Genomic DNA, 21,685 nt, shown 5'->3' with positions numbered 1-21,685 from the left:
GGTGCGGACGGTGTCGCCGGAGGTTTCGTTGCGGAGATGGGGCCCTCCCGGAATGGGCGACTCGACAGGCGTTCCCCCCATGACTGGCCCGAGGCTATCGGCCCGCCCGCCCATCTCCGGCCGCCACGCCGCGCCGTCGACCGGCCCGCCGAAAGGGCCGGGGCGGGGGGCCGCACGATGTCGAAGGGCCCCGCTGATCGCAGCGGGGCCCTTCTTGGTTCCGAGCCGTCCGTGGACGTTCGCGCGGGTTGTTCAGGCGGCTCCAGGACCACGGCCGGACCGGAGTCCGGTCAGAACTCCAGCACCTCGCGGTCGAGCGGGTACCGCGCACGGTGAGGGCCCTCGTACGGCGAGCGCGTGATCGGCAGGACGCCGGTCGGCTGCAGGCCCACGTTGTCGTCCCAGATCCGGGGTTCGACCTGTCCGACGACCCGAAACTTCCGGAAGGTGAACGGAGGGCTGTCGGTCGGGAAGAACTCGGCTGTCGTCGTCACCTGGAAGTGCAGGTGCGGCGTGGTCGAGTTGCCGCTGTTGCCGATCAGCCCGAGGACCTGGCCGGATTCGACCCGGTCGCCCTCCCGGACCTTGAGCGAGCCGGGTGTCAGGTGGGCGTAGAGCAGATAGCGGCCCGGCGCGACCTCCAGGGTGACGTGGTTGCCGACGGTGTCCTCGATCGGTGGGGTGGGCGGCGTGACGGGTGGCGGGTTGTCCGGGATTCCGTCCTGGACCTCCACCACCCTGCCGCCGGCCGAGGCCACCACCGGCTGCCGGTAGCTCAGGTAGCTGGTGAGCTGTGCCGGGTCGCCTTCCCAGGTCTGCCCCCGCTCGCCGACCCGGTACCAGTCGATCGCGAAGCGCTGCGGCACGTCGAAGCGGCCGTTGATCGGCGCGAGGCCGCGTCGGTGGTGGGTGTTGCCGCAGCACGACTCGCTGGAGTACCAGGTGCCGGGGCGGACCGGCGGTCCCAGGTTCAACGGCCGAGTGCGGTCGGTCCGGGTGGTCTGCACCGTCTCCTCGAAGGCGGAGGGGCCGGAGGGGGGCAGGACCGCACCGGAGAGATGGTGTTCGAGGGCCTTGGGCACCGGCTGACCGCGGTCGAGGATCAGGTCGAGCCAGATGATCCACTGCTGGGAGCCCTTGATGACCGTCGGCGTCGGTGCCGGTGGCGCCGGGGTGTACCCGTCCGCACCCGGCAGGGGGTCACCCACCGGATTGGCGGCCTCGGCCAGCGCCCGCCCGCTCAGCGAGCCGACGACCCGGTGCGTGCGGGCGTCTCGGACGCTGACACGGTCGAGCCGCACCGGCGTGCTGCTGGACAGTGCGCTCGTGGTGAGCAGTTCGTACGAGAGGTGCGTCTTGCCGTCGGTGGCGACGAACGGCGCCGGTCGGGTCATCACCGCCGCCGTCAACGGCGTGAACTGTGCGCCGGGCGCCGGAGTGGCCGCGCCGGTCCCGTATCCGGGTCCCACCGAGGCCACCAGCATGCCTGCCGCGAGCACGGCAGCGGCGAGCCCGCGGAGGAGCGGGCTGCGGCCAGTGCGGTTGCGAGGGTCGCGCTCTGCCATTGCGCTCTTTCGTTCGTCGGATCCGGGGCCGTGAAGGACGCCCGCACGCCCCGCACCGAGGCGCAGGCCCATGTAATCCGGCGGCGCGCCGCTCCGGGCGGAGGGCGCCGGGGTCGGGTGCCGAACTGCACCCGTCCGGCCGCGTCGGCCACGGAGTCCTCCCTCCCGGCAGCTTCTGGGGGCCGCACGCAGGGACGACGAGGTCCGGGAAACGAAGAAGGGCCCCGCTGCAAGCAGCGGGGCCCTTCGACATCGTGCCCGGTGAGGCACTGGCGGAGGATACGAGATTCGAACTCGTGAGGGGTTGCCCCCAACACGCTTTCCAAGCGTGCGCCCTAGGCCACTAGGCGAATCCTCCGCGGCAAACAATACAAGACGCTGAGGGGTGCTCGCGAACGTGATCCGGAGCGGCTTCCCGGGGTGGGGATCGGGGGATGGAACCGCCCCCGGGATCGGGTACCCTGGGCGCAGCCCCTCACGTGGCGCTATCTGACTGAACTCCCCCAGGGCCGGAAGGCAGCAAGGGTAGGTCGGCTCTGGCGGGTGCGTGGGGGGCGCTTGCGTTCCCGGGTTGTCGGTGGGCGCCTATAACCTCGTAGGCGTGTCGTCTCTCGCGCTGTACCGCCGCTATCGCCCCGAGTCGTTCGCCGAGGTCATCGGGCAGGAGCATGTCACCGACCCGCTGCAGCAGGCCCTGCGGAACAACCGGGTCAATCACGCGTACCTGTTCAGCGGGCCGCGCGGATGCGGAAAGACGACCAGCGCGCGCATCCTCGCCCGTTGTCTGAACTGCGAGCAGGGGCCCACGCCCACGCCCTGCGGGGAGTGCCAGTCCTGCCGGGACCTCGCGCGCAACGGGCCCGGGTCGATCGACGTCATCGAGATCGACGCCGCCTCCCACGGTGGTGTGGACGATGCCCGTGACCTGCGGGAGAAGGCGTTCTTCGGGCCGGCGTCCAGCCGCTACAAGATCTACATCATCGACGAGGCGCACATGGTCACCTCGGCGGGCTTCAACGCCCTGCTGAAGGTGGTCGAGGAGCCGCCGGAGCACCTCAAGTTCATCTTCGCGACCACGGAACCCGAGAAGGTCATCGGCACGATCCGGTCGCGGACGCACCACTACCCCTTCCGGCTCGTGCCGCCCGGCACCCTGCGGGACTACCTGGGCGAGGTCTGCGGACACGAGGGCATCCCGGTCGAGGACGGCGTGCTGCCCCTCGTCGTGCGCGCCGGTGCCGGTTCCGTGCGTGACTCGATGTCCGTCATGGACCAGCTGCTCGCCGGCGCCGCCGAGGACGGTGTGACATACGCCATGGCGACGTCCCTGCTCGGCTACACGGACGGGTCGCTGCTCGACTCCGTCGTGGACGCGTTCGCCGCCGGTGACGGCGCGGCGGCCTTCGAGGTCGTGGACCGGGTGATCGAGGGCGGCAACGACCCCCGGCGCTTCGTCGCCGACCTGCTGGAGCGGCTGCGCGACCTCGTCATCCTGGCCGCCGTTCCCGACGCCGCGCAGAAGGGGCTCATCGACGCCCCCGTGGACGTCATCGAGCGCATGCAGGCCCAGGCCTCCGTCTTCGGGGCCGCCGAGCTCAGCAGGGCGGCCGACCTGGTCAACAGCGGACTGACCGAGATGCGCGGCGCCACCTCGCCGCGGCTCCAGCTGGAGCTGATCTGCGCGCGGGTGCTGCTGCCCGCCGCCTTCGACGACGAGCGCTCGCTGCTGGCCCGGATCGACCGCCTGGAGCGCGGCGTCGCCCCCACGCCGCCGCCCGCACCGGAGGCGCCCGCGCGCCGGACGCCACCGCCCAGCGAGGCCCCGCGGCCCGGTGCCTGGCCGGGCGCGGCCGCCCCCGGTGCCTGGCCCGGCGCCGCCGCGCCCGCGCAGCCCGCCGCTCCCGCACCGGCGCCCGCCGCCGCGCAGCCCGCGGCCCCGGCCGCCCCCGCGGGCGGGGCCGGTCAGGGTGCCGCCCAGATCCGGAACATGTGGCCGTCGATCCTCGAGGCGGTGAAGAACCGCCGCCGGTTCACCTGGATCCTGCTCAGCCAGAACGCCCAGGTCGCCGGCTTCGACGGCACCACCCTCCAGCTCGGCTTCCTGAACGCCGGTGCCCGGGACAACTTCGCGAGCAGCGGCAGCGAGGACGTGCTGCGGCAGGCCCTGGCGGAGCAGTTCAACGTCCAGTGGAAGATCGAGGCGATCATCGATCCCTCGGGCGGTTCCGCGCCGCCGCCCGCCGCGGCCAACTTCGGCGGCGGACGGCCGCAGGCCGCGCCGGCCCCCGCGCCGTCCTTCCAGCAGGCTCCGCCCCCGGCCGGACCGCCCGCGCACCAGGCGCCCGCCCAGCCTGCCGGACCCCCGTCGTATCAGCAGCCCCAGCAGTCGCCGTCGGCTCCGTCGGCCCCGCCCGCACGTCAGGCGCCGACGCCCGTCGCGCCCGAGGACGACGTGCCGGAGGAGGACGACCCCGACCTCGTCGACTCCGCGCTCTCCGGTCACGAGCTGATCGTGCGCGAGCTCGGCGCCACGGTTGTGGAGGAATACACGAACGAGTAGGGGCGTCTCGCTCGGTGGCCCGCACAAGGGGCATCCCGCCCCGCGGGCTACCCTGGCTGGCGTGAAGGTCCTCGTCATCGGCGGCGGCGCCCGCGAACATGCCCTGTGCCGCTCTCTCTCCCTCGATCCCGACGTCACCGCTCTGCACTGCGCGCCCGGCAACGCCGGAATCGCGGAGGTCGCCGAGCTGCACCCCGTCGACCAACTGGACGGCGGCGCGGTCGCGCGCCTCGCCACCGACCTCCAGGCGGACCTGGTCGTCGTCGGCCCGGAGGCACCGCTCGTCGCGGGTGTCGCCGACGCCGTCCGGGCGGCCGGCATCCCCTGCTTCGGTCCGTCCCGCGAAGCCGCGCAGCTGGAGGGCTCCAAGGCGTTCGCCAAGGACGTCATGGCGGGTGCCAACGTGCCCACCGCCCGCTCCTACGTGTGCACCACCGCCGCCGAGATCGACGAGGCGCTCGACGCCTTCGGCGCCCCGTACGTCGTCAAGGACGACGGCCTCGCCGCCGGCAAGGGCGTCGTGGTGACCTCCGACCTGGCCGAGGCCCGCGCCCACGCGCTGGCCTGCGACCGCGTGGTCATCGAGGAGTACCTGGACGGTCCCGAGGTCTCCCTCTTCGCGATCACCGACGGCGTCACCGTCCTCCCGCTGAGCCCCGCGCAGGACTTCAAGCGCGCGCTGGACGGCGACGAGGGGCCGAACACCGGCGGCATGGGCGCCTACTCGCCGCTGCCCTGGGCCGACCCCAAGCTGGTCGACGAGGTGATGGGCAGTGTCCTGCAGCCGACGGTCGACGAGCTGCGCCGCCGCGGCACGCCGTTCCAGGGCCTGCTGTACGCGGGGCTGGCGATCACCGGCCGTGGCGTGCGGGTCATCGAGTTCAACGCCCGCTTCGGCGACCCCGAGACGCAGGTCGTGCTGGCCCGTCTGAAGACCCCGCTGGCCGGTGTCCTGCTGAACGCCGCGAACGGCACCCTCGACAACGAGGCACCGCTCAACTGGCGTGACGAGGCGGCCGTGACCGTGGTCGTGGCCTCGCACAACTACCCCGGCACCCCGCGGACCGGCGACCCGATCGAGGGCCTCGACGAGGTCGTGGCGCAGGACGCCCCGCACGCGTACGTCCTGCACGCCGGCACCCGGCTGGACGGCGACGCGGTCGTCAGCGCCGGCGGACGCGTCCTGTCGGTCACCGCGACCGGCGAGGACCTGACGCAGGCCCGCGAGCGCGCGTACGCGGCGGTCGGCCGGATCCGTCTGGACGGCTCGCAGCACCGTACGGACATCGCCCGCAAGGCCGCGGGGGAGTGAACCCCTTCCCGGCCTGATCGTCATCACCTTTGCCCAAAGCCATTCCATCGAGTGACGGCTCAGCCATCCGGATGACGCCCGCCGAAGCCCCAACTAGGGTGCGGCGCAGGCGTTCCGGCACTTGGCCCACCGGCATTGCGATGTCCGTGGCGGGTGCCACAGTGGGGGAGTGAGCAACACCGCCACAGGCAGTCCCGACCAGGGCAGGAGGGGGTGATGTACGGCGTGTCCGGTACCGGTTCCGTTCCCGGCGAGGAGATGGGTGCGCGCGCCGCGCGCACCCGGGCCCTCGCCGTGCTCCGCGTCCGCGGCAGGGCACTGGGGGCCGCGCTGCTCCCCGCCGCCGCGGCCGTGATCCTGTACGCGGGGGGCGTCACCGGCCGTTTCACGGGGGCCGGCTGGGACGCCGCCCGCTGGGTGACGACGGTGCTCGCACTGGTCGTCCTGCTCGCCGCGGCGGCCGTCGCGCTGGTCGTCGCCCGTGCCCGGCCCGCCGTCACGCCGACGGTGGAACTCGCCGAGACCTCGGCCCCCGACCTCTACCGGATGGTCCGGGACCTCGCCGACCGGCTCGGGGTCCCCGCACCCTCCGCGATAGCCCTGACCCCGGACTGCGACAGCTGGCTGGAGGACCGGACGCACCCGGCGCACCGGGGCGGCCCGCACGGCGCGCACCGGCCCGCCGAGGCCCCCGTCCTGGTCATCGGCTCGCCCTTCCTGTGGTGGATGAGGGTCGGCGAGCTGCGGGCGGTCCTCGCCCCCGTCGTCGCCGGCACGGGTCCGGCCGCCCAGCCCGACATAGCCGCGGCCCGCCGCTTCGTGCAGGGTCTGGACGCCGCCGTCGCCGCACCCCGCCGGGCCGGGCTCGACCCGGTCAGCCGGCTCGGCGCGCACGGGATCGGCCGGGTCGCCCGGGTGCTGCTGCGCAGCTGCCGCGGCCACGCCCTGGAGATGGAGCGCGGGGTCGCCGCGGCCGGCTCCGAGCGTGCACAGGCTGTGGACTACGGCATCCGGATCGTGGCGCAGGAGCAGGTCGGCCTCGCCTACGCGGGCTGGGACCGGCTGCTCACCCGGGTCGCGCTGCCCGCCTGGCGGATGGGCCGCTGGCCCTCCCGCCTCGACGTGGGCGTGGTCAGCGCCCTCACCGAACTCTCGCGACGCGACCGCCTCGCCGACAACTTCGCCACCCGCCTCGGCGAACGGCCGGCCTGCGACCTCCTGGAGGAGCCCGGGGCCGTGGACGAGGCCACCTCGCTGCTGGCCGCCCGGCTCTTCCACGGCGGTCCCGCGGAGAACGGCCCGGACTGGTCGCCGGTGGACTGGGACCAGTACCCGGAAGAGGTCGTCGACCGCACCTGGCGCGCCGACGCGGCCCGCCTCCACCGGGTCCTCGACCAGCTGGGCGTGCGCGCCGCGGGTCCCGGCGAACCGGCCTCCTCCGACGGGCCGACCCTGACGCGCGTGATGGCCCACCTGGCCCTTCCCTCGGAAGCGGCCGCCTCCGAGCGCGCGGCCGCCGAGCTCGCGGCCACCGAACCCGCGGCCACCGAGCGCGTGGCCGCCGCCGAAGCGGCAGCCACCACCGGGCGCGCGGCCGCCGCCGAACCGGACGGGCCCGCCGGCCTCGACGGGCCCGTCGGCACCGGCGAGCAGGACGATCTCCACGGAGCCGTCGGCCTCGACGAGCCGGACGAGCCCGCGGCCGCCCACCCCGCCTCCGACGCCCTCGCCGCCGCGCTGACCGCCCAGGTCGCCCGCGAGGAGGCCGCCAAGCCGCCGGCGGAGGCGCCGGGCGCGCACGGCGGCGTCCGCGACGACGGGACGGACCCGCTCCCGCTCTTCCCGCTGCAGCCGCCCCGTACCGGACGCGACCTGCTCGCCGACCACGTGACGGCGATGGTCTGCTGCGCCGCCGTCGACACCGCGGGCGCCGCTCCCGGGCTCGACTGGCTCGACGGCCCGGCGCTCCTCGTCGGCGGCCGGCGGAACACGGACCTGACCGCCCGGGTCCTCGCACTCGTCGAGGACGGCGACCCGGAGCCGCTGCGCGCCTGGTTCGCCGAGACCGGCGTCCGCCCCGAGAAGCCCGTCCGCCTCGTCTGAACCATCCGCCCCGGCGGAAGACCGTCTTCCGTTCACGTCAATTCGCGACGAACGGTGACGGAGTGCGTGCGTTATGTGATGTGCTGGGGACCGGCACTGACAAGGGGCCGAAAGAGCCATACGTACGACGGCCGAAAACGGTCGCCGACCGACCGGGGGAGTCGAGGGAGGGGCGCGGCATGGGGGCGGAGCACATCAGGCGGTGGGAATCGGGCGCGCTCGCCCATGCCGTCTCGGACCCCTTCGGCCAGGGCCCGCTGCCCTGGCTGCGCGGGTCGGAGAACTACTTCGACGACACCGGCCAGGTCGTCCCCTGGTACGCCGACACCGCCCTGGCCCGCGGGGCCGGGGGCGGACCCCGTACCGCGGACGACGTCCGCAGCCAGATCAAGGGCTTCGCCTCCGTCGGAGCGGCGGCCCCCGGCGAGGCGATCGACTTCCACATCACGGTGGACCCGCCGCAGCAGTTCTCGGTCGACGTCTACCGGATCGGCCACTACGCGGGCGACGGCGCCGCCAAGATCACCACCAGCCCGCGGCTGTCCGGGATCGTCCAGCCGGCCCCCCTCACCGCGGACCGCACCGTCTCCTGCCACCACTGGTGGCAGTCCTGGCGCCTCCAGATCCCGTCGTACTGGTCGATCGGCGCCTACGTCGCCGTCCTCACCACCGCCGACGGCTACCGCTCCCACATCCCGTTCACGGTCCGCGACGACCACCCCGCCGACCTGCTCCTGGTGCTGCCGGACGTGACCTGGCAGGCGTACAACCTCTACCCGGAGGACGGCCGCACCGGTGCCAGCCTCTACCACGCGTGGGACGAGCAGGGCCGGCTCCTCGGCGAGGAGGACGCGGCCACGACGGTCTCCTTCGACCGCCCCTACGCGGGCGCGGGACTGCCCCTGCACGTCGGCCACGCCTACGACTTCATCCGCTGGGCCGAGCGCTACGGCTACGACCTCGCCTACGCCGAGACCCGTGACCTGCACGCCGGCCGGGTCGACCCCACCCGCTACCGCGGCCTGGTCTTCCCCGGCCACGACGAGTACTGGTCCGTCCCCATGCGCCGGACGGTCGAGCTGGCCCGCGAGCAGGGCACGTCCCTCGTGTTCCTCTCCGCCAACACCATGTACTGGCAGGTGGAACTCGGCCCCTCGCCGTCCGGGGTCCCGGACCGGCTGCTGACCTGCCGCAAGCGCCGCGGCCCCGGCCGCCCGGCGCTGTGGCGCGAGGTCGACCGCCCCGAGCAGCAGCTGCTCGGCATCCAGTACGCGGGCAGGGTGCCCGAACCGCACCCGCTCGTGGTGCGGAACGCCGAGCACTGGCTCTGGGAGGCCACCGGCGCCGGGGACGGCGACGAGATCCCGGGCCTGGTCGCCGGCGAGGCCGACCGCTACTTCCCGCGGACGGCGCTCCCCGAGCACGAGGGCCGCATCCTGCTCGCCCACTCGCCCTACACGGACGGCGAGGGAGCGCTGCGGCACCAGGAGACCTCCCTCTACCGGTCCCCGTCGGGCGCCTGGGTCTTCGCCTCCGGCACCTTCGCCTGGTCGCCCGCCCTGGACCGCCCGGGCCACGTCGACGCGCGGATCCAGCGCGCCACGGCGAACCTGCTCGACCGCATCTGCAAGAGGGACTGAGCGGGCCCGGGCACCGACCCCGCGTCCGGGTGCGAGAGAATCGAAGCGCTCCTGGATCAACCTACGCGGAGGAACCGTGTCCGGATTCGTAGAAAAGCCCGAGCCTGCCGAGGTCCCGGGCCTGACCCACCTCCACACGGGCAAGGTGCGCGACCTCTACCGGAACGAGGCCGGCGACCTCGTCATGGTGGCAAGCGACCGCATGTCCGCATTCGACTGGGTGCTGCCGACCGAGATCCCCGACAAGGGCCGGGTCCTGACCCGGCTCTCGCTGTGGTGGTTCGACCTGCTGAAGGACCTGGTCCCGAACCACGTCCTGTCCACCGAGCTGCCGGCCGGCGCCCCGGCCGACTGGGCGGGCCGCACCCTGGTCTGCAAGTCGCTGGAGATGGTCCCGGTCGAGTGCGTCGCCCGCGGCTACCTGACCGGCTCCGGCCTCCTCGAGTACCGCGCGTCCCGCACGGTCTGCGGCCTCGCCCTGCCCGAGGGCCTGACCGACGGGTCCGAACTGCCCGCGCCGATCTTCACGCCGGCCACGAAGGCCGCCGTCGGCGACCACGACGAGAACGTGTCGTACGAGGAGGTCGCCCACCAGGTCGGCGCGGAGACCGCCGCGCTGCTGCGCCAGACCACCCTCGCCGTCTACGGCCGGGCCCGGGACGTGGCCCGCGAGCGCGGGATCATCCTCGCCGACACCAAGTTCGAGTTCGGCTTCGAGGCCACCCCGGAGGGCCGGACGCTGGTCCTCGCCGACGAGGTCCTCACCCCGGACTCCTCCCGCTTCTGGCCGGCCTCCGGCTGGGAGCCGGGGCACGCCCAGCCGTCGTACGACAAGCAGTTCGTCCGCAACTGGCTGACCTCGCCGGCCTCCGGCTGGGACCGCGCGAGCGAGCAGCCGCCGCCGGCCCTCCCGCAGGAGATCGTCGACGCGACCCGCGCCAAGTACATCGAGGCGTACGAACTCCTGACCGGCACCGCCTGGTCCTGACGGGCGTCTCGCCGATCCTGCCGGGCTCCCGGCTGGATCGGCGGGACGGCTCCGGACACGAAGAAGCCCCCCGGTCCKMGGACCGGGGGGCTTCTCTCATGGAGCGGACGACGAGATTCGAACTCGCGACCCTCACCTTGGCAAGGTGATGCTCTACCAACTGAGCCACGTCCGCATGCGCCGTAGCGCGGGGCCAACTATACCCAACCTTTCTCCCGTGCGAGACGTACCGCCGTATGACGGTTCTCGGCGCCGAGCTTCGCGGCCGCCGACGAGAGGTAGTTGCGGACCGTGCCGGGGGACAGGGCGGCCCGCGCGGCGATCTCCGCGACGGGCGCCCCGTCGGCCGCGAACTCCAGCACCTCGGCCTCCCGCGCGGTCAGCGGGGAGTCCCCGGCGGAGATCGCGTCGGCCGCCAACTCCGGGTCCACGTAGCGGTTTCCGGCGTGCACGGTGCGGATGATCTCGGCCAGCCGCTGGGCGCTGACGGTCTTCGGCACGAAGCCCCGCACCCCGGCCGCGAGGGCCCGCTTCAGATGGCCCGGGCGGCCGTGACCGGTCACGATCATGGTCCGGCAGTCGGGGAGTTCCTCGCGCAGGGATGTGGCGACCCTCACACCGTCCGCCCCCGGCATCTGCAGGTCCAGCACCGCGACATCGGGGCGGTGGGCCCGCGCCATGGCGAGCGCCTCGGGGCCGGTGGCGGCCTCGGCGACGACCACGAGGTCGTCCTCGAGACCGAGCAGCGCGGCGAGCGCGCCCCGGATCAGGTGCTCGTCGTCGGCGAGCAGCACGCGTACGGTCATGCCTTCGACCCCTTCCGCGGTACGGGCACGGTGGCCGTCACCCGGAACGTGCCGCCGGCCTCCGGGCCCGCCCGCAGGGTCCCGTCCACCGCCGCCAGCCGCTCCCGCAGCCCCGCGAGACCCGAGCCGTTCCCCATCACGAAGTCCTCTCCCACGCCGTCGTTCTCCACGGTCAGCAGCACCGAACCGTCCTCTCCCGCAAGGGAGATCGTGCAGCGCGAGGCGTCCCCGTGCCGCAGTACGTTCGTCGTGGTCTCCCGGACCACCCAGCCCAGCGCCGCCTGTACGCGCTCGGGCAGCCCGTCGGCCACCGGGCCGATCGCGCACGCGATCCCGGCCGCGCCCAACACCCCCCGCGCGCCCTCCAGTTCCACCCGCAGGTCGGCCTCCCGGTAGCCGCGCACCACGTCCCGGACCTCGCGCTGCGACTGCCGGGCGATCCGCTGCACCTCGGTCATCTGGTCCACCGCCTCGGGGCGTCCGCGCCGGGCGAGCTGCACGGCGAGCTCGCTCTTGAGGGCGATGACCGAGAGGTTGCGGCCCATGACGTCGTGCAGGTCGCGGCCGAAGCGCAGACGCTCCTCGGCGACGGCGAGCCGCGCCTTCAGGTCCCGGGAGCGCTCCAGTTCGCCGACGATCCCGAGCAGCCAGGAGGAGAAGCCGCTCGCCGTACCGAACCCGCCCGCGCCGAGCAGCACGCCGACACCGGAGCCGATGGCCGTGGGCGCCCCGAGACCGAAGGCGGCGACGGCGGCGCCGGTGGCGCAGGCGGCGGTGAGGACGGCGTACAGCATGTGCCGGACCCGCCGCAGGCCCAGCAGCAGCGTGCCGGCGCCGAAGGCGGACAGGGCGGTCGCCAGGCCCACGCCGACCGACGGATCGTCGACGGCGCTCGCGGTGTGCAGGGCGAGGACGGTGAGGTCCAGGACCGCCGTGCCGGCGGCCAGGGCGGTGGCGAGCCGGACCGGGCGTCCGCGCTTCCCGACCGTCCAGTCCAGGGCGCGGGAGGCGAACACCGCGCAGAGCACGGCGTGTGCGCAGCAGATCAGCAGCAGCGCCGCGGCGATGCCGGGGCGCAGCGCGGACGAGGAGGCGGCGGAGAGCGGGATCCCGGCCAGGGCGACGATCTCGAGGGGGGCGAAGAAGTGGAAGGTCCACCGGGTGTACAGCTCCACCTTCGCCGCGCTGCTGCGGCCCACCCACCATCCGGTCAACCTGGACACCCGTCCGGCCCTCCCCAAGTCCTGTCGTCGGAGTCCCGCCCGGGACGGTCCTCAGCGACGCGGTTCCCAGCGGAACCACCGTCGGACAGCAAACACGGTGATCGCGCCCCAGGCCAGCGTGGTGAGCGCCGCGGTGACCAGCGCGCCCGTGTCGCCGGCGCCGAACCAGCCGGCCCGGACGAACTCCATGACCCCGCTCAACGGCAGCAGCGCGCAGACCGACTCGAGGGTGTCCGGCAGGGCCTCGCGGGGCACGAACATGCCCGAGCCCATCGAGGAGACCAGGAAGAGCGGCAGGGTGGTCAGTCCCGCGCTCTCGACGTTGCGGGTGATGACGGTGGTCAGCGCGGCCAGGCCGGCGAGCAGCGCCACCGCGGCCACCAGGCCGAGCAGCAGCAGGTCGGGCCGTCGCGGGGCGGGGACGTCCAGGACGATCACCCCGCCGACGGTGAGCACCGCGCACTGGGCGAGGGCGATGGCGGCGGACGGCAGCGCCGCGCCGCCGAGGATCTCCAGGTCGCTCGCCTCGCCCGTGCGCAGCCGCTTGAGCACGAGCTCCTCGCGGCGGGACACGTACGCCGAGACCAGGCCCATGTAGACGACGAGGACGAGCACCAGGCCCGTGCCGCCGACGAGGGTGGCGCCGGCGACGCCTCCGGACACGCCTTCGGCCGTCTGCGTGACCGAGGACCGCAGCACGAAGATCATCAGGAGGGGCATCAGCAGGGCGATGAAGAGGTTGTTCCTGTTCCGCCCGAGCAGGGTGAGTTCGGCGCGCCCGAGGGCGGTGAGCCGGGTGAGGGTGGCGTTCATCGGGCACCTTCGAGGTCGGTGGGGGCGGGGGTGTCGACGGTGGAGGCGATCTCCAGGAAGGCCTCCTCGAGGGAGGCCGAGCGGGCGTCGAGCCGGTCGAGCCGTACACCGGCGTCGCCCGCCCAGGCCAGGAGCGCGGCGAGGTCGTCCTGGAGCGCGTGGGTCCGGATCTCCACGCGTCGGCCGTCGGCCGCGGCCCTCAGGTCGAGGGGCAGATGTCCGGGCTCGATCCCGTCGGGCAGGACGAAGCGGATCCGGGCGGGGCGGGCCGCGGTGACCTCGGCCGGTGTGCCGGAGAGGACGATCCGGCCGCCGTGCATGATCGCGAGCCGGTCGGCCAGCGACTCGGCCTCCTCCAGGTAGTGCGTGGTCAGCAGGACGGTCGTGCCGTCGTCCCGCAGGGACCGCACCAGGTCCCAGGTGTCGCGCCGGCCCTCGGCGTCGAGGCCGGTGGTGGGCTCGTCGAGGAAGAGGACCTCGGGCCGGCCGAGGAGCGCGAGCGCCAGGTCGAGGCGTCGCCGCTCACCGCCGGAGAGCTGCTTGATCCGTACCTTGCCGCGGGCGGCGAGGCCGACCGCCTCCAGGGCCTCCGCCGTGGGGCGGGGTGCGGTGGTGCAGCCCGCCCACATGCGGACGGTCTCGGTCACGGTCAGGTCGGAGGGGAAGCCGCCCTCCTGGAGCATGATCCCGATGCGGGGGCGGACGGCGGCCCGTTCGCGGTAGGGGTCGTGGCCGAGGACGCGGACGGTGCCGCCGCTGGGGGCGGCGAGCCCCTCCAGGAGCTCGACCGTGGAGGTCTTGCCCGCCCCGTTCGTCCCCAGCAGGGCGAAGATCTCGCCCCGGGGGACGGCGAGGGAGATCCCGTCGACGGCGGAGAAGCCGCCGGCGTAGGTGCGGCGCAGTGCGTCGGCCTCGATCACGTTGGTCATGCCCTCAGCCTTCCGGCGGAGGGAGCGGCGCGGCAGTGCGCGCTGTCATCACCGTGCATGACAAATGTCAGGGGGCGGACGGCGGGGGCGGACATGACGAAGGCCCCGGTTCCAGAGAACCGGGGCCTTCATTCCTGAGCGGACGACGAGATTCGAACTCGCGACCCTCACCTTGGCAAGGTGATGCTCTACCAACTGAGCCACGTCCGCATGCCTCCGACCGGCTTCACCGGGCGGTGCGAGCACCACTCTACCTGATCCACCGGAGTGGTCGGTAATGCGATGCAGAGCGGGTGACAGGAATTGCACACTGCGCCTTCCCCCTGGAAGGGGGATGTTCTACTACTGAACTACACCCGCACGCTGCGTGAGGTTCGGCCCTGCGGCCTCGCCCCTCGGCGTGATCCAGACTCTAGCCGATCGGCGGGGGTGCAATGCAAATCCGTTCCCGGCGACCGGTCGGCGCCGCGAGCCGCGGCGCGGTCGCCACCCCGCCCGCCGGGCCGCCCGGCCCCGCTCAGCCGGCCTGGCGGAACGCCTCGTAGACCCGCTTCGGGATCCGGCCGCGGGCCGGCACCTCCATCTTGTTGGACTGGGCCCAGGCGCGGACCGCCGCCGGGTCCGGGGCGAGCGCGGTGTGCTTGTACGAGTCGACGGGAGTGCCCGCGCCGCCGGACCGGCCGGCCGCCGCCCGGCCCGTCTGCTTCCGGCCGGCCGCGAGGTAGGGGGCCAGCGCGGTGCGCAGTTTCTTTGCATTGGCGGGATTCAGGTCGATCTCGTACGTCTTCCCGTCCAGGCCGAACGCAACCGTTTCCGCCGCTTCTCCGCCATCGATGTCGTCGAAGAGAGTGACCACCACACGCTGAGCCACGGATATCGGTCCTTTCCTGCGGTCCACCGTGTCGTGACGGCGGATCGAACGCCTCTGACGTGCGGCGGAACCGGCTTTACGGCTGCCCCGGGGCAATGCTGCTTTCCTCTGTATTCCTTTGTACAGCGGAAGGCCTCGCATTGTGAAGCCCAGCCAATTGCATCAGCGTGTCCCGCCGCAATGGGCCGCGCAATATTTCACTTGAATTTTTCGTGTGGGTTTTCGTGTCTTTTGTAGGGTCCTCCAGACTTCTACCCGCGTAGAATTTGGAGGCAGGTACGCTGAGGGAACCGCCCACGCAACACACCACCGGGAGTGCCAGTGGCACGCGTCGTAGTCGACGTCATGCTCAAGCCGGAGATCCTCGACCCGCAGGGACAGGCGGTGCAGCGTGCACTGCCCCGCCTCGGGTTCGCCGGAATCGCCGACGTCCGCCAGGGGAAGCGCTTCGAACTGGAGGTGGAGGGGCCGGTCGACGAGGCCGCCCTCGCCCGCATCCATGAGATGGCCGAAACCTTCCTTGCCAACACCGTGATCGAAGACTTCGTCGTGAAGGTGGAGTCGTGACCGCACGCATCGGCGTCGTCACGTTCCCCGGAACGCTCGACGACCAGGACGCGCTGCGTGCCGCCCGCCTGGCGGGTGCCGAGCCCGTTTCCCTCTGGCACCGCGACAAGGACCTGAAGCAGGTCGACGCCGTGGTCCTGGCCGGTGGCTTCTCCTACGGCGACTACCTGCGGGCCGGAGCCATCTCCCGCTTCTCGCCGGTGATGGAGACGATCATCGAGCAGGCGAAGGCGGGCATGCCCGTCCTCGGCATCTGCAACGGCTTCCAGATCCTCACCGAGGCCCACCTGCTGCCGGGCGCGATGCTGCGCAACAACCACCTCCACTTCATCTGCCGCGACCAGAAGCTGCGCGTGGAGAACGCGGAGACCGCCTGGACCGTGGACTACGAGCAGGGCCAGGAGATCGCGGTCCCGCTCAAGAACATGGACGGCCGCTACGTCGCCGACGAGCACACGCTCGACGAGCTGGAGGCCGAGGGGCGGGTGGCCTTCCGCTACCTGGACTTCAACCCGAACGGCTCCCTCCGCGACATCGCGGGCATCACGAACGCCGCGGGCAATGTGGTCGGCCTCATGCCGCACCCCGAGCACGCCGTCGAGCCGCTGATCGGTACGGGCCGTACCGACGGCCTCGGATTCTTCACCTCGATCCTGAAGAAGCTGGTCAACGCATGACTCTCGACACCGTCAAGCACGCGGGTGAGACGCCCGACAGCGAGCAGCCGTGGAAGGAGCTCGGCCTCAAGGAGGACGAGTACGCCCGCATCCGGGAGATCCTCGGCCGCCGGCCCACCGGCGCCGAGCTCGCCATGTACTCCGTCATGTGGTCCGAGCACTGCTCCTACAAGAGCAGCAAGGTCCACCTGAAGCAGTTCGGCGAGAAGACCCCCGAGAACGACGCCATGCTCGTCGGCATCGGTGAGAACGCGGGCGTCGTCGACGTCGGCCAGGGGTACGCGGTCACCTTCAAGGTCGAGTCGCACAACCACCCCTCGTACATCGAGCCCTACCAGGGCGCGGCCACCGGCGTCGGCGGCATCGTCCGCGACATCCTCGCCATGGGCGCCCGCCCGGTCGCGGTCGTCGACCCGCTGCGCTTCGGCGCGGCCGACCACCCCGACACCAAGCGCGTGCTGCCGGGTGTCGTCGCCGGCATCGGCGGCTACGGCAACTGCCTGGGCCTGCCCAACATCGGCGGCGAGGTCGTCTTCGACTCCTGCTACCAGGGCAACCCGCTCGTCAACGCCGGCTGCATCGGCGTCATGAAGCACGAGGACATCCACCTCGCCAAGGCCTCCGGCCCCGGCAACAAGGTGATCCTCTACGGTGCCCGCACCGGTGGCGACGGCATCGGCGGTGTCTCCGTCCTCGCGTCGGAGACCTTCGACGACACCAAGCCCACCAAGCGCCCCGCGGTGCAGGTCGGCGACCCGTTCCAGGAGAAGCTCCTCATCGAGTGCACCCTGGAGATCTTCCGGGAGAAGCTCGTCGCCGGCATCCAGGACCTCGGCGGCGCCGGGCTCTCCTGCGCCACCTCCGAGCTGGCCTCGGCCGGCTCCGGCGGCATGCGCGTCGAGCTCGACCGCGTCCACCTGCGCGACGCCACGCTCTCGCCCGAGGAGATCCTCATGAGCGAGTCGCAGGAGCGCATGTGCGCCATCGTCGAGCCGCAGCACGTCGACCGCTTCCTCGAGATCTGCGAGAAGTGGGACGTCATCGCCACCGTCATCGGTGAGGTGACCGAGGGCGAGCGCCTGGAGATCTTCTGGCACGGCGAGCAGATCGTCGACGTGCCGCCGCGTTCGGTCGCCCACGAGGGCCCGACCTACCACCGGCCGTTCGCCCGCCCGCAGTGGCAGGACGCGCTCCAGGCCGACGACGCGGGCAAGCTGCCCCGGCCGCAGAACGGCGAGGAGCTGAAGGACCAGGTCCTGAAGCTGGTCTCCTCCCCGAACCAGGCCTCGAAGTCCTGGATCACCGACCAGTACGACCGCTTCGTCCAGGGCAACACCGTCCTGGCGCAGCCCGAGGACGCGGGCATGGTCCGGATCGACGAGGAGACCAACCTCGGCGTGGCCATGGCGACCGACGGCAACGGCCGGTACGCCAAGCTCGACCCGTACACGGGCGCGCAGCTCGCGCTGGCGGAGGCGTACCGCAACGTCGCCGCCTCCGGCGCCAAGCCGCTCGCCATCTCGGACTGCCTGAACTTCGGTTCGCCCGAGGACCCGGACGTGATGTGGCAGTTCGCCGAGGCCACCCGTGGTCTCGCGGACGGCTGCCTGCAGCTGGGCACCCCGGTCACCGGTGGCAACGTCTCGCTGTACAACCAGACCGGTGAGGTCGCCATCCACCCGACGCCGGTCGTGGCCGTGCTCGGTGTGATCGACGACGTCAACCGCCGCACGCCGATCGCCTTCGCGGAAGAGGGCCAGCTCCTCTACCTGCTGGGCGACACACGTGAGGAGTTCGGCGGCTCGGCCTGGTCCGAGGTGATCCACCAGCACCTCGGCGGTCTGCCGCCGGCCGTGGACCTCGACCGGGAGAAGCTGCTCGGCGAGATCCTGATCTCCGCCTCCCGCGACGGCATGATCGACGCGGCGCACGACCTGTCCGACGGCGGTCTGGTCCAGGCGGTCGTCGAGTCCTGCCTCCGCGGCGGCACCGGCGCGCGCCTGGTCGTCCCGGACGGCCTGGACGCCTTCACCTTCCTCTTCAGCGAGTCGGCCGGCCGTGCGGTCGTGTCCGTCCCGCGCAGCGAGGAACTCCGCTTCACCGACATGTGCGGCGCCCGGGGCCTGCCCGCGGCACGCATCGGTGTCGTGGACGGCGACGAGGTCGACGTGCAGGGCGAGTTCAGCATCTCCCTGGAGGAGCTGCGCACCGCCCACGAGGCGACCATCCCGGGTCTGCTGGCCTGACCCGACGCGCTGCGCGAAGCCCCCGTCCGGACCCGTGGGTCCGGCGGGGGCTCTCGTGTGCACGGCCCGGACGGGGCCCTACGCGGGCTGCCCCCAGAAGGCGTCGGACTGCTCGATGTCCTCGACGCACTCGTCGATGTCGGTGATCTTCCCGCCCATGATGGTGAAGATCAGCGCGCCCTTCATCTCGATGCCGCGGTCACCGCGCTCGGCGAAGAACTTGTTGGCCGCCACGGCGTGGCCGCGGCCGTCGACGGAGACGCTGTCCAGCTCGACCCGCATCTTCCCGCCGGTGAGTTCGAACATCTTGGCGTACATGGCGAGGATGTTGTCCCGGCCTTTGAAGTGGCCGGACAGCTGGCTCCCGCCCGGCACGTGGTGGGTACAGTCCGCGGTCATCATGGAGCCGACGGTCTCCATGTCTCCTCGGGTCCACGCCTCGAAACCACGGCGTACCAAGGCGACGTCAGGGTGCTCGGCCATGACCGATCGACCCCTCTCCTACGGGTAGGTGTGCTGCGAGCCCCTCCCTCTCCAGTCTCCGACTACCCTCGCCCCCATGCCACCGGCCAAGAAGCGCTCCCGCAGCTACGACTCCGCCAAGACCCGGGCCGCCGTGCTCGCCCAGTTCCGGAACGTGGGCGACGCGGTGTCCACGCTCACGCCGGAGCAGCTCGACGGGCCGACGCGGCTCGGCGAGTGGACCGTACGGGAGCTGGCCGCGCACCTGGCCCTGGTGGTCGGCGCCGTCCCGCGCTTCCTCGACGAGCCCGAGCCGGCCGCGCAGGACCTGGGTCTGCTCGACTGGCCGTCGGCGACGGCGTCGGCCGCCGGGCGGATCGACGAGGACGCGCGGGCCGTCGACACCGGCGATCTGGCGGGGCTGTACGAGCGGACGACGGCACGGTACGAGGAGCGGATCGCCGGCACGTCCGACGAGCGGCTCGTGCCGACCCGGTTCGGTGCGATGCGGCTGGCGGACTTCCTGGTCACCCGGACCGTCGAACTGGTCGTCCACACCGACGACCTGAACGCGGCGGCCGGCCTCGCGATCCCGGTCGACCGGCAGGCCCTGGCCGCCTGCACCCGGGTGCTCGCCGACGCGCTCGCGGTGAAGGCCCCCGGCGGCGCGGTGGAGTTCCGGGTCCCGCCGTTCGCGGTGGTGCAGTGCGTGGAGGGGCCCCGGCACACCCGCGGCACCCCGCCCAACGTCGTCGAGACGGACCCGCTCACCTGGATCCGGCTCGCCACCGGCCGTACGGACTGGGCCGAGGCGCTGGACGGGGCCAAGGTCGCGGCGAGCGGTGAACGCGCCGACCTCTCCGGGCTGCTGCCGCTGATGGGCTGACCCGGCGGCGCCGGGCACGGCCCGGTCGGAGGCCCCGGCGGAGGCGGGGCGGAACCGTCCGTACCGCTCGCCCGTCCCATCCCCATGCTGAAGACACGTACCACCGCAGCCACCGCAGTCCTGGCCTCGCTCGTCGTGCTCTCGGCGTGCGGCACCGAGCGGTCCGGTTCCGGCCCGGGCGCCGGCTCCGTCGCCCCGGACGTCCCCGTCGCCGGAGCCCACTGGGCCTTCGACACCGTGACGGTCGCAGGCAAGGAGACCCGGGCGCCCGACGGCGCCCACGTCGAGATCGGGAAGGACGGCCGGGCCTCGGGCAACAGCGGGTGCAACGGCTTCGGTGCCGAGGTGTCGGTCGAGGGCGACACGGTCACCGTGAAGCAGCAGCAGGGCACCGAGATGGCCTGTCCCGGTGAGCGGGGGGCCTTCGAGACGGTCCTCCGGAAGGCGTTCACCGGCGCGCTGAAGGCCCGGGTCGACGGCGACCGGCTCACCCTGACCTCGTCCGACGGCGAGAACGTCGTCGCGCTGACGTCCGAGCCGCCGGCCCCGCTGAACGGCACCGAATGGACCGTCGAGTCCCTGCTCGCCGGCCAGACCGCCTCCTCGGTCCCCGCGGGCTCCGAGGGCAAGGCCCACTTCGTGATCGACAAGGACGGCAAGGTCCGGGGCAGCCTCGGCTGCAACCGCTTCTCCACCACGGCGAAGATCTCGGGCAGGACGGTCACGTTCGGGGAGATCACCACCACCCGCATGCGGTGCACGGGTCCCGAGATGGCCCTGGAGACGAAGCTGTACGACGTCTTCGGCGACTCGGCGACGTACGAGCTCAGCCATCGCGGGCTGACCCTCACCGCCCCGGACGGCTCGGGCTTCGCGGCGGTCGCGAAGCCCGCGCCCAAGGCGGCCTCCTGACGGACGACCGGCCGGGCCGGGCTCAGCCCCCGTAAGGCAGGAGCCCGGCGTCCGTCCGCTCCCAGGACGCCCGCAGCGCGGCGAGCCGCTCCTGCTCGTAGGGGGCGCGGTCGGCCTGTTCGCGGGCGTCCTCGGTCAGGTGGAAGAGCTGGTCGCGGCCGGTCTTGCCGCGGTAGTACTTCCATGCGCCGCGGCGCAGCGCGCGCTCGCCCCGCACCCGCCAGAAGAGGTCGCGTTCGGCCGGCTCCTCGCCGCGCAGCAGGAACCCGGCGAGGCTGGTGCCGTCGAGCGGGTAGGCGGGGTCGGGGCGGGCGCCGCCCAGTTCGAGGAGGGTCGCCGTCCAGTCCGGTGTGTACACGGGCAGGTCGCTGACCTGGCCTCCGTCGATCCGGGCGGGCCAGCGCAGGATCGACGGCACCCGGATGCCGCCCTCCTGGAGCGATCCCTTGTTGCCGGCCAGCGGCCAGTTGTACGAGAAGCGCTCGCCGCCGTTGTCGCTGGCGAAGAAGACGAGGGTGTCGTGCTCCCGGCCGGAGCGCCTCAGTGCCGCCAGCACCTCGCCGACCGACCGGTCGAGGTCCTCGACCATCTCCTTGTACTTCTCGATCGAGCCGCCGTCCTGGTGCCAGAGGGCCGAGCGGTCGCCCGCCTCGATGCGCCGGACGATCTCGGCGCTCGCCTCCTCGTCGCCGTCGGCGATCCAGGGCCAGTGGGGGGCGTGAAGTTGAGGTTGAGCAGCCACGGCCGGTCGTGCTCCCGGGACACGTACTCGCTCGCCCGCTCGGTCAGGACGCGGGTGTAGTAGCGCAGGTCCTTGTACGGCGCGTCGCCCTCGTAGAGGTCGTACTCGCCGCCGAGCCCGAGCTTGGAGTAGTACTCGAGCGCGCCGCCGAAGTTCCCGAAGAACTCGTCCCAGCCGGAGCGGGCGAGCGAGTACGTGTCCCGGGAGCACGACCGGCCGTGGCTGCTCAACCTCAACTTCACGCCCCCCACTGGCCCTGGATCGCCGACGGCGACGAGGAGGCGAGCGCCGAGATCGTCCGGCGCATCGAGGCGGGCGACCGCTCGGCCCTCTGGCACCAGGACGGCGGCTCGATCGAGAAGTACAAGGAGATGGTCGAGGAC

Annotated in this window: 17 protein-coding genes, 4 tRNA genes, 1 other RNA gene and 1 pseudogene; 11 read left to right on the top strand and 12 right to left on the bottom strand. The window is 72.7% G+C overall.

Annotated features, from left to right (window positions below; genetic code table 11):
• Positions 1 to 290: 290 nt before the first annotated feature.
• Both EAO71_RS18185 and EAO71_RS18180 read right to left on the bottom strand, forming a co-directional pair.
• Entirely contained in the window at positions 291 to 1,565 is a 1,275-nt protein-coding gene (locus EAO71_RS18185) for a M23 family metallopeptidase (protein ID WP_147978674.1), read from the bottom strand.
• Positions 1,566 to 1,835: 270 nt separating this feature from the next.
• A tRNA-Ser gene (locus tag EAO71_RS18180) sits at positions 1,836 to 1,923 on the bottom strand.
• Between the two features lie 108 nt (positions 1,924 to 2,031).
• Between EAO71_RS18180 and ffs the strand changes: the two genes are divergently transcribed.
• The 6 genes from ffs (at position 2,032) to EAO71_RS18150 (ending at position 10,168) form a co-directional block, all read left to right on the top strand.
• Positions 2,032 to 2,130: signal recognition particle sRNA small type (gene ffs / locus EAO71_RS18175), an RNA gene on the top strand.
• A 36-nt stretch (positions 2,131 to 2,166) separates the two neighbouring features.
• A complete protein-coding gene (locus EAO71_RS18170) occupies positions 2,167 to 4,125 on the top strand; it encodes a DNA polymerase III subunit gamma and tau (RefSeq protein ID WP_147978673.1) in 1,959 nt (652 codons plus the stop codon).
• A 61-nt stretch (positions 4,126 to 4,186) separates the two neighbouring features.
• Positions 4,187 to 5,437 carry a phosphoribosylamine--glycine ligase gene (purD, locus tag EAO71_RS18165; RefSeq protein WP_147978672.1) on the top strand — a complete coding sequence of 417 codons (1,251 nt, stop codon included), beginning with the start codon at positions 4,187 to 4,189 and terminating at the stop codon, positions 5,435 to 5,437.
• Positions 5,438 to 5,653: 216 nt separating this feature from the next.
• On the top strand, positions 5,654 to 7,540 hold the full coding sequence (locus EAO71_RS18160) for a M48 family metalloprotease (RefSeq protein WP_147978671.1): 1,887 nt from the start codon (positions 5,654 to 5,656) through the stop codon (positions 7,538 to 7,540).
• 179 nt (positions 7,541 to 7,719) lie between these two features.
• Positions 7,720 to 9,180, top strand: a complete 1,461-nt coding sequence (locus tag EAO71_RS18155) for a N,N-dimethylformamidase beta subunit family domain-containing protein (protein WP_147978670.1) — start codon at positions 7,720 to 7,722, stop codon at positions 9,178 to 9,180.
• Positions 9,181 to 9,256: 76 nt separating this feature from the next.
• Complete coding sequence (locus tag EAO71_RS18150) at positions 9,257 to 10,168, top strand: phosphoribosylaminoimidazolesuccinocarboxamide synthase (protein ID WP_147978669.1); 912 nt, start codon at positions 9,257 to 9,259, stop codon at positions 10,166 to 10,168.
• A gap of 99 nt (positions 10,169 to 10,267) precedes the next feature.
• On the opposite strand, the gene EAO71_RS18145 is transcribed toward EAO71_RS18150, so the two are convergent.
• From EAO71_RS18145 to EAO71_RS18110, 8 genes are all read right to left on the bottom strand, one after another.
• Positions 10,268 to 10,343 (bottom strand) — tRNA-Gly (locus tag EAO71_RS18145).
• A 22-nt stretch (positions 10,344 to 10,365) separates the two neighbouring features.
• Positions 10,366 to 10,974 carry a response regulator transcription factor gene (locus EAO71_RS18140; protein ID WP_147978668.1) on the bottom strand — a complete coding sequence of 203 codons (609 nt, stop codon included), beginning with the start codon at positions 10,972 to 10,974 and terminating at the stop codon, positions 10,366 to 10,368.
• Positions 10,971 to 12,197, bottom strand: a complete 1,227-nt coding sequence (locus EAO71_RS18135; RefSeq protein ID WP_147978667.1) for a sensor histidine kinase — start codon at positions 12,195 to 12,197, stop codon at positions 10,971 to 10,973. The genes EAO71_RS18140 and EAO71_RS18135 overlap by 4 nt, the downstream gene beginning before the upstream one ends.
• A 51-nt stretch (positions 12,198 to 12,248) precedes the next feature.
• Positions 12,249 to 13,010 carry an ABC transporter permease gene (locus EAO71_RS18130; protein ID WP_147978666.1) on the bottom strand — a complete coding sequence of 254 codons (762 nt, stop codon included), beginning with the start codon at positions 13,008 to 13,010 and terminating at the stop codon, positions 12,249 to 12,251.
• Positions 13,007 to 13,939 (bottom strand): ABC transporter ATP-binding protein, encoded by a 933-nt coding sequence (locus tag EAO71_RS18125; protein ID WP_147978665.1) that lies wholly within the window; start codon positions 13,937 to 13,939, stop codon positions 13,007 to 13,009. Before EAO71_RS18125 ends, EAO71_RS18130 begins: the two co-directional genes overlap by 4 nt.
• Positions 13,940 to 14,076: 137 nt before the next feature.
• Positions 14,077 to 14,149: transfer RNA gene (locus EAO71_RS18120), tRNA-Gly, on the bottom strand.
• Positions 14,150 to 14,227: 78 nt separating this feature from the next.
• A tRNA-Gly gene (locus tag EAO71_RS18115) sits at positions 14,228 to 14,299 on the bottom strand.
• A 157-nt stretch (positions 14,300 to 14,456) separates the two neighbouring features.
• On the bottom strand, positions 14,457 to 14,810 hold the full coding sequence (locus EAO71_RS18110) for a histone-like nucleoid-structuring protein Lsr2 (protein ID WP_147978664.1): 354 nt from the start codon (positions 14,808 to 14,810) through the stop codon (positions 14,457 to 14,459).
• 321 nt (positions 14,811 to 15,131) lie between these two features.
• Here EAO71_RS18110 and purS point away from each other — a divergent pair, with 321 nt between their 5' ends.
• Genes purS through purL form a run of 3 tightly spaced genes read left to right on the top strand, consistent with a single transcriptional unit; the run spans position 15,132 to position 18,300 of the window.
• Entirely contained in the window at positions 15,132 to 15,377 is a 246-nt protein-coding gene (purS, locus tag EAO71_RS18105; protein ID WP_147978663.1) for a phosphoribosylformylglycinamidine synthase subunit PurS, read from the top strand.
• Positions 15,374 to 16,054, top strand: a complete 681-nt coding sequence (gene purQ / locus EAO71_RS18100; protein WP_147978662.1) for a phosphoribosylformylglycinamidine synthase subunit PurQ — start codon at positions 15,374 to 15,376, stop codon at positions 16,052 to 16,054. The genes purS and purQ overlap by 4 nt, the downstream gene beginning before the upstream one ends.
• Entirely contained in the window at positions 16,051 to 18,300 is a 2,250-nt protein-coding gene (gene purL / locus EAO71_RS18095) for a phosphoribosylformylglycinamidine synthase subunit PurL (protein WP_147978661.1), read from the top strand. The genes purQ and purL overlap by 4 nt, the downstream gene beginning before the upstream one ends.
• Positions 18,301 to 18,378: 78 nt before the next feature.
• Here purL and EAO71_RS18090 read toward each other — a convergent pair whose 3' ends face one another.
• On the bottom strand, positions 18,379 to 18,783 hold the full coding sequence (locus EAO71_RS18090; RefSeq protein ID WP_147978660.1) for a nuclear transport factor 2 family protein: 405 nt from the start codon (positions 18,781 to 18,783) through the stop codon (positions 18,379 to 18,381).
• A 76-nt stretch (positions 18,784 to 18,859) separates the two neighbouring features.
• Here EAO71_RS18090 and EAO71_RS18085 point away from each other — a divergent pair, with 76 nt between their 5' ends.
• Both EAO71_RS18085 and EAO71_RS18080 read left to right on the top strand, forming a co-directional pair.
• Positions 18,860 to 19,648 (top strand): maleylpyruvate isomerase family mycothiol-dependent enzyme, encoded by a 789-nt coding sequence (locus tag EAO71_RS18085; protein WP_147978659.1) that lies wholly within the window; start codon positions 18,860 to 18,862, stop codon positions 19,646 to 19,648.
• Positions 19,649 to 19,732: 84 nt separating this feature from the next.
• A complete protein-coding gene (locus tag EAO71_RS18080; RefSeq protein ID WP_147978658.1) occupies positions 19,733 to 20,560 on the top strand; it encodes an META domain-containing protein in 828 nt (275 codons plus the stop codon).
• Positions 20,561 to 20,582: 22 nt separating this feature from the next.
• On the opposite strand, the pseudogene EAO71_RS18075 reads toward EAO71_RS18080, so the two are convergent.
• Positions 20,583 to 21,496, bottom strand: a pseudogene (locus tag EAO71_RS18075) (sulfatase family protein); the annotation flags it as partial.
• Between the last annotated feature and the right edge of the window lie 189 nt (positions 21,497 to 21,685).

Origin of the sequence: Streptomyces sp. MS191 (genome assembly GCF_008042125.1) — a bacterium.
GTDB lineage: Bacteria > Actinomycetota > Actinomycetes > Streptomycetales > Streptomycetaceae > Streptomyces.
Note: the sequence above shows the minus strand (reverse complement) of the source record. Positions and strands in the feature narration are given on the sequence as shown.

Bases quoted from the DNA above. Each gene is read 5' to 3' on its own strand.
- EAO71_RS18080 (WP_147978658.1), top strand. From the start codon at position 19,733: ATGCTGAAGACACGTACCACCGCAGCCACCGCAGTCCTGGCCTCGCTC.
- EAO71_RS18085 (WP_147978659.1), top strand. From the start codon at position 18,860: ATGCCACCGGCCAAGAAGCGCTCCCGCAGCTACGACTCCGCCAAGACC.
- EAO71_RS18185 (WP_147978674.1), bottom strand. From the start codon at position 1,565: ATGGCAGAGCGCGACCCTCGCAACCGCACTGGCCGCAGCCCGCTCCTC.
- EAO71_RS18130 (WP_147978666.1), bottom strand. From the start codon at position 13,010: ATGAACGCCACCCTCACCCGGCTCACCGCCCTCGGGCGCGCCGAACTC.
- EAO71_RS18140 (WP_147978668.1), bottom strand. From the start codon at position 10,974: ATGACCGTACGCGTGCTGCTCGCCGACGACGAGCACCTGATCCGGGGC.
- EAO71_RS18090 (WP_147978660.1), bottom strand. From the start codon at position 18,783: ATGGCCGAGCACCCTGACGTCGCCTTGGTACGCCGTGGTTTCGAGGCG.
- EAO71_RS18155 (WP_147978670.1), top strand. From the start codon at position 7,720: ATGGGGGCGGAGCACATCAGGCGGTGGGAATCGGGCGCGCTCGCCCAT.
- EAO71_RS18125 (WP_147978665.1), bottom strand. From the start codon at position 13,939: ATGACCAACGTGATCGAGGCCGACGCACTGCGCCGCACCTACGCCGGC.
- EAO71_RS18160 (WP_147978671.1), top strand. From the start codon at position 5,654: ATGTACGGCGTGTCCGGTACCGGTTCCGTTCCCGGCGAGGAGATGGGT.
- purL (WP_147978661.1), top strand. From the start codon at position 16,051: ATGACTCTCGACACCGTCAAGCACGCGGGTGAGACGCCCGACAGCGAG.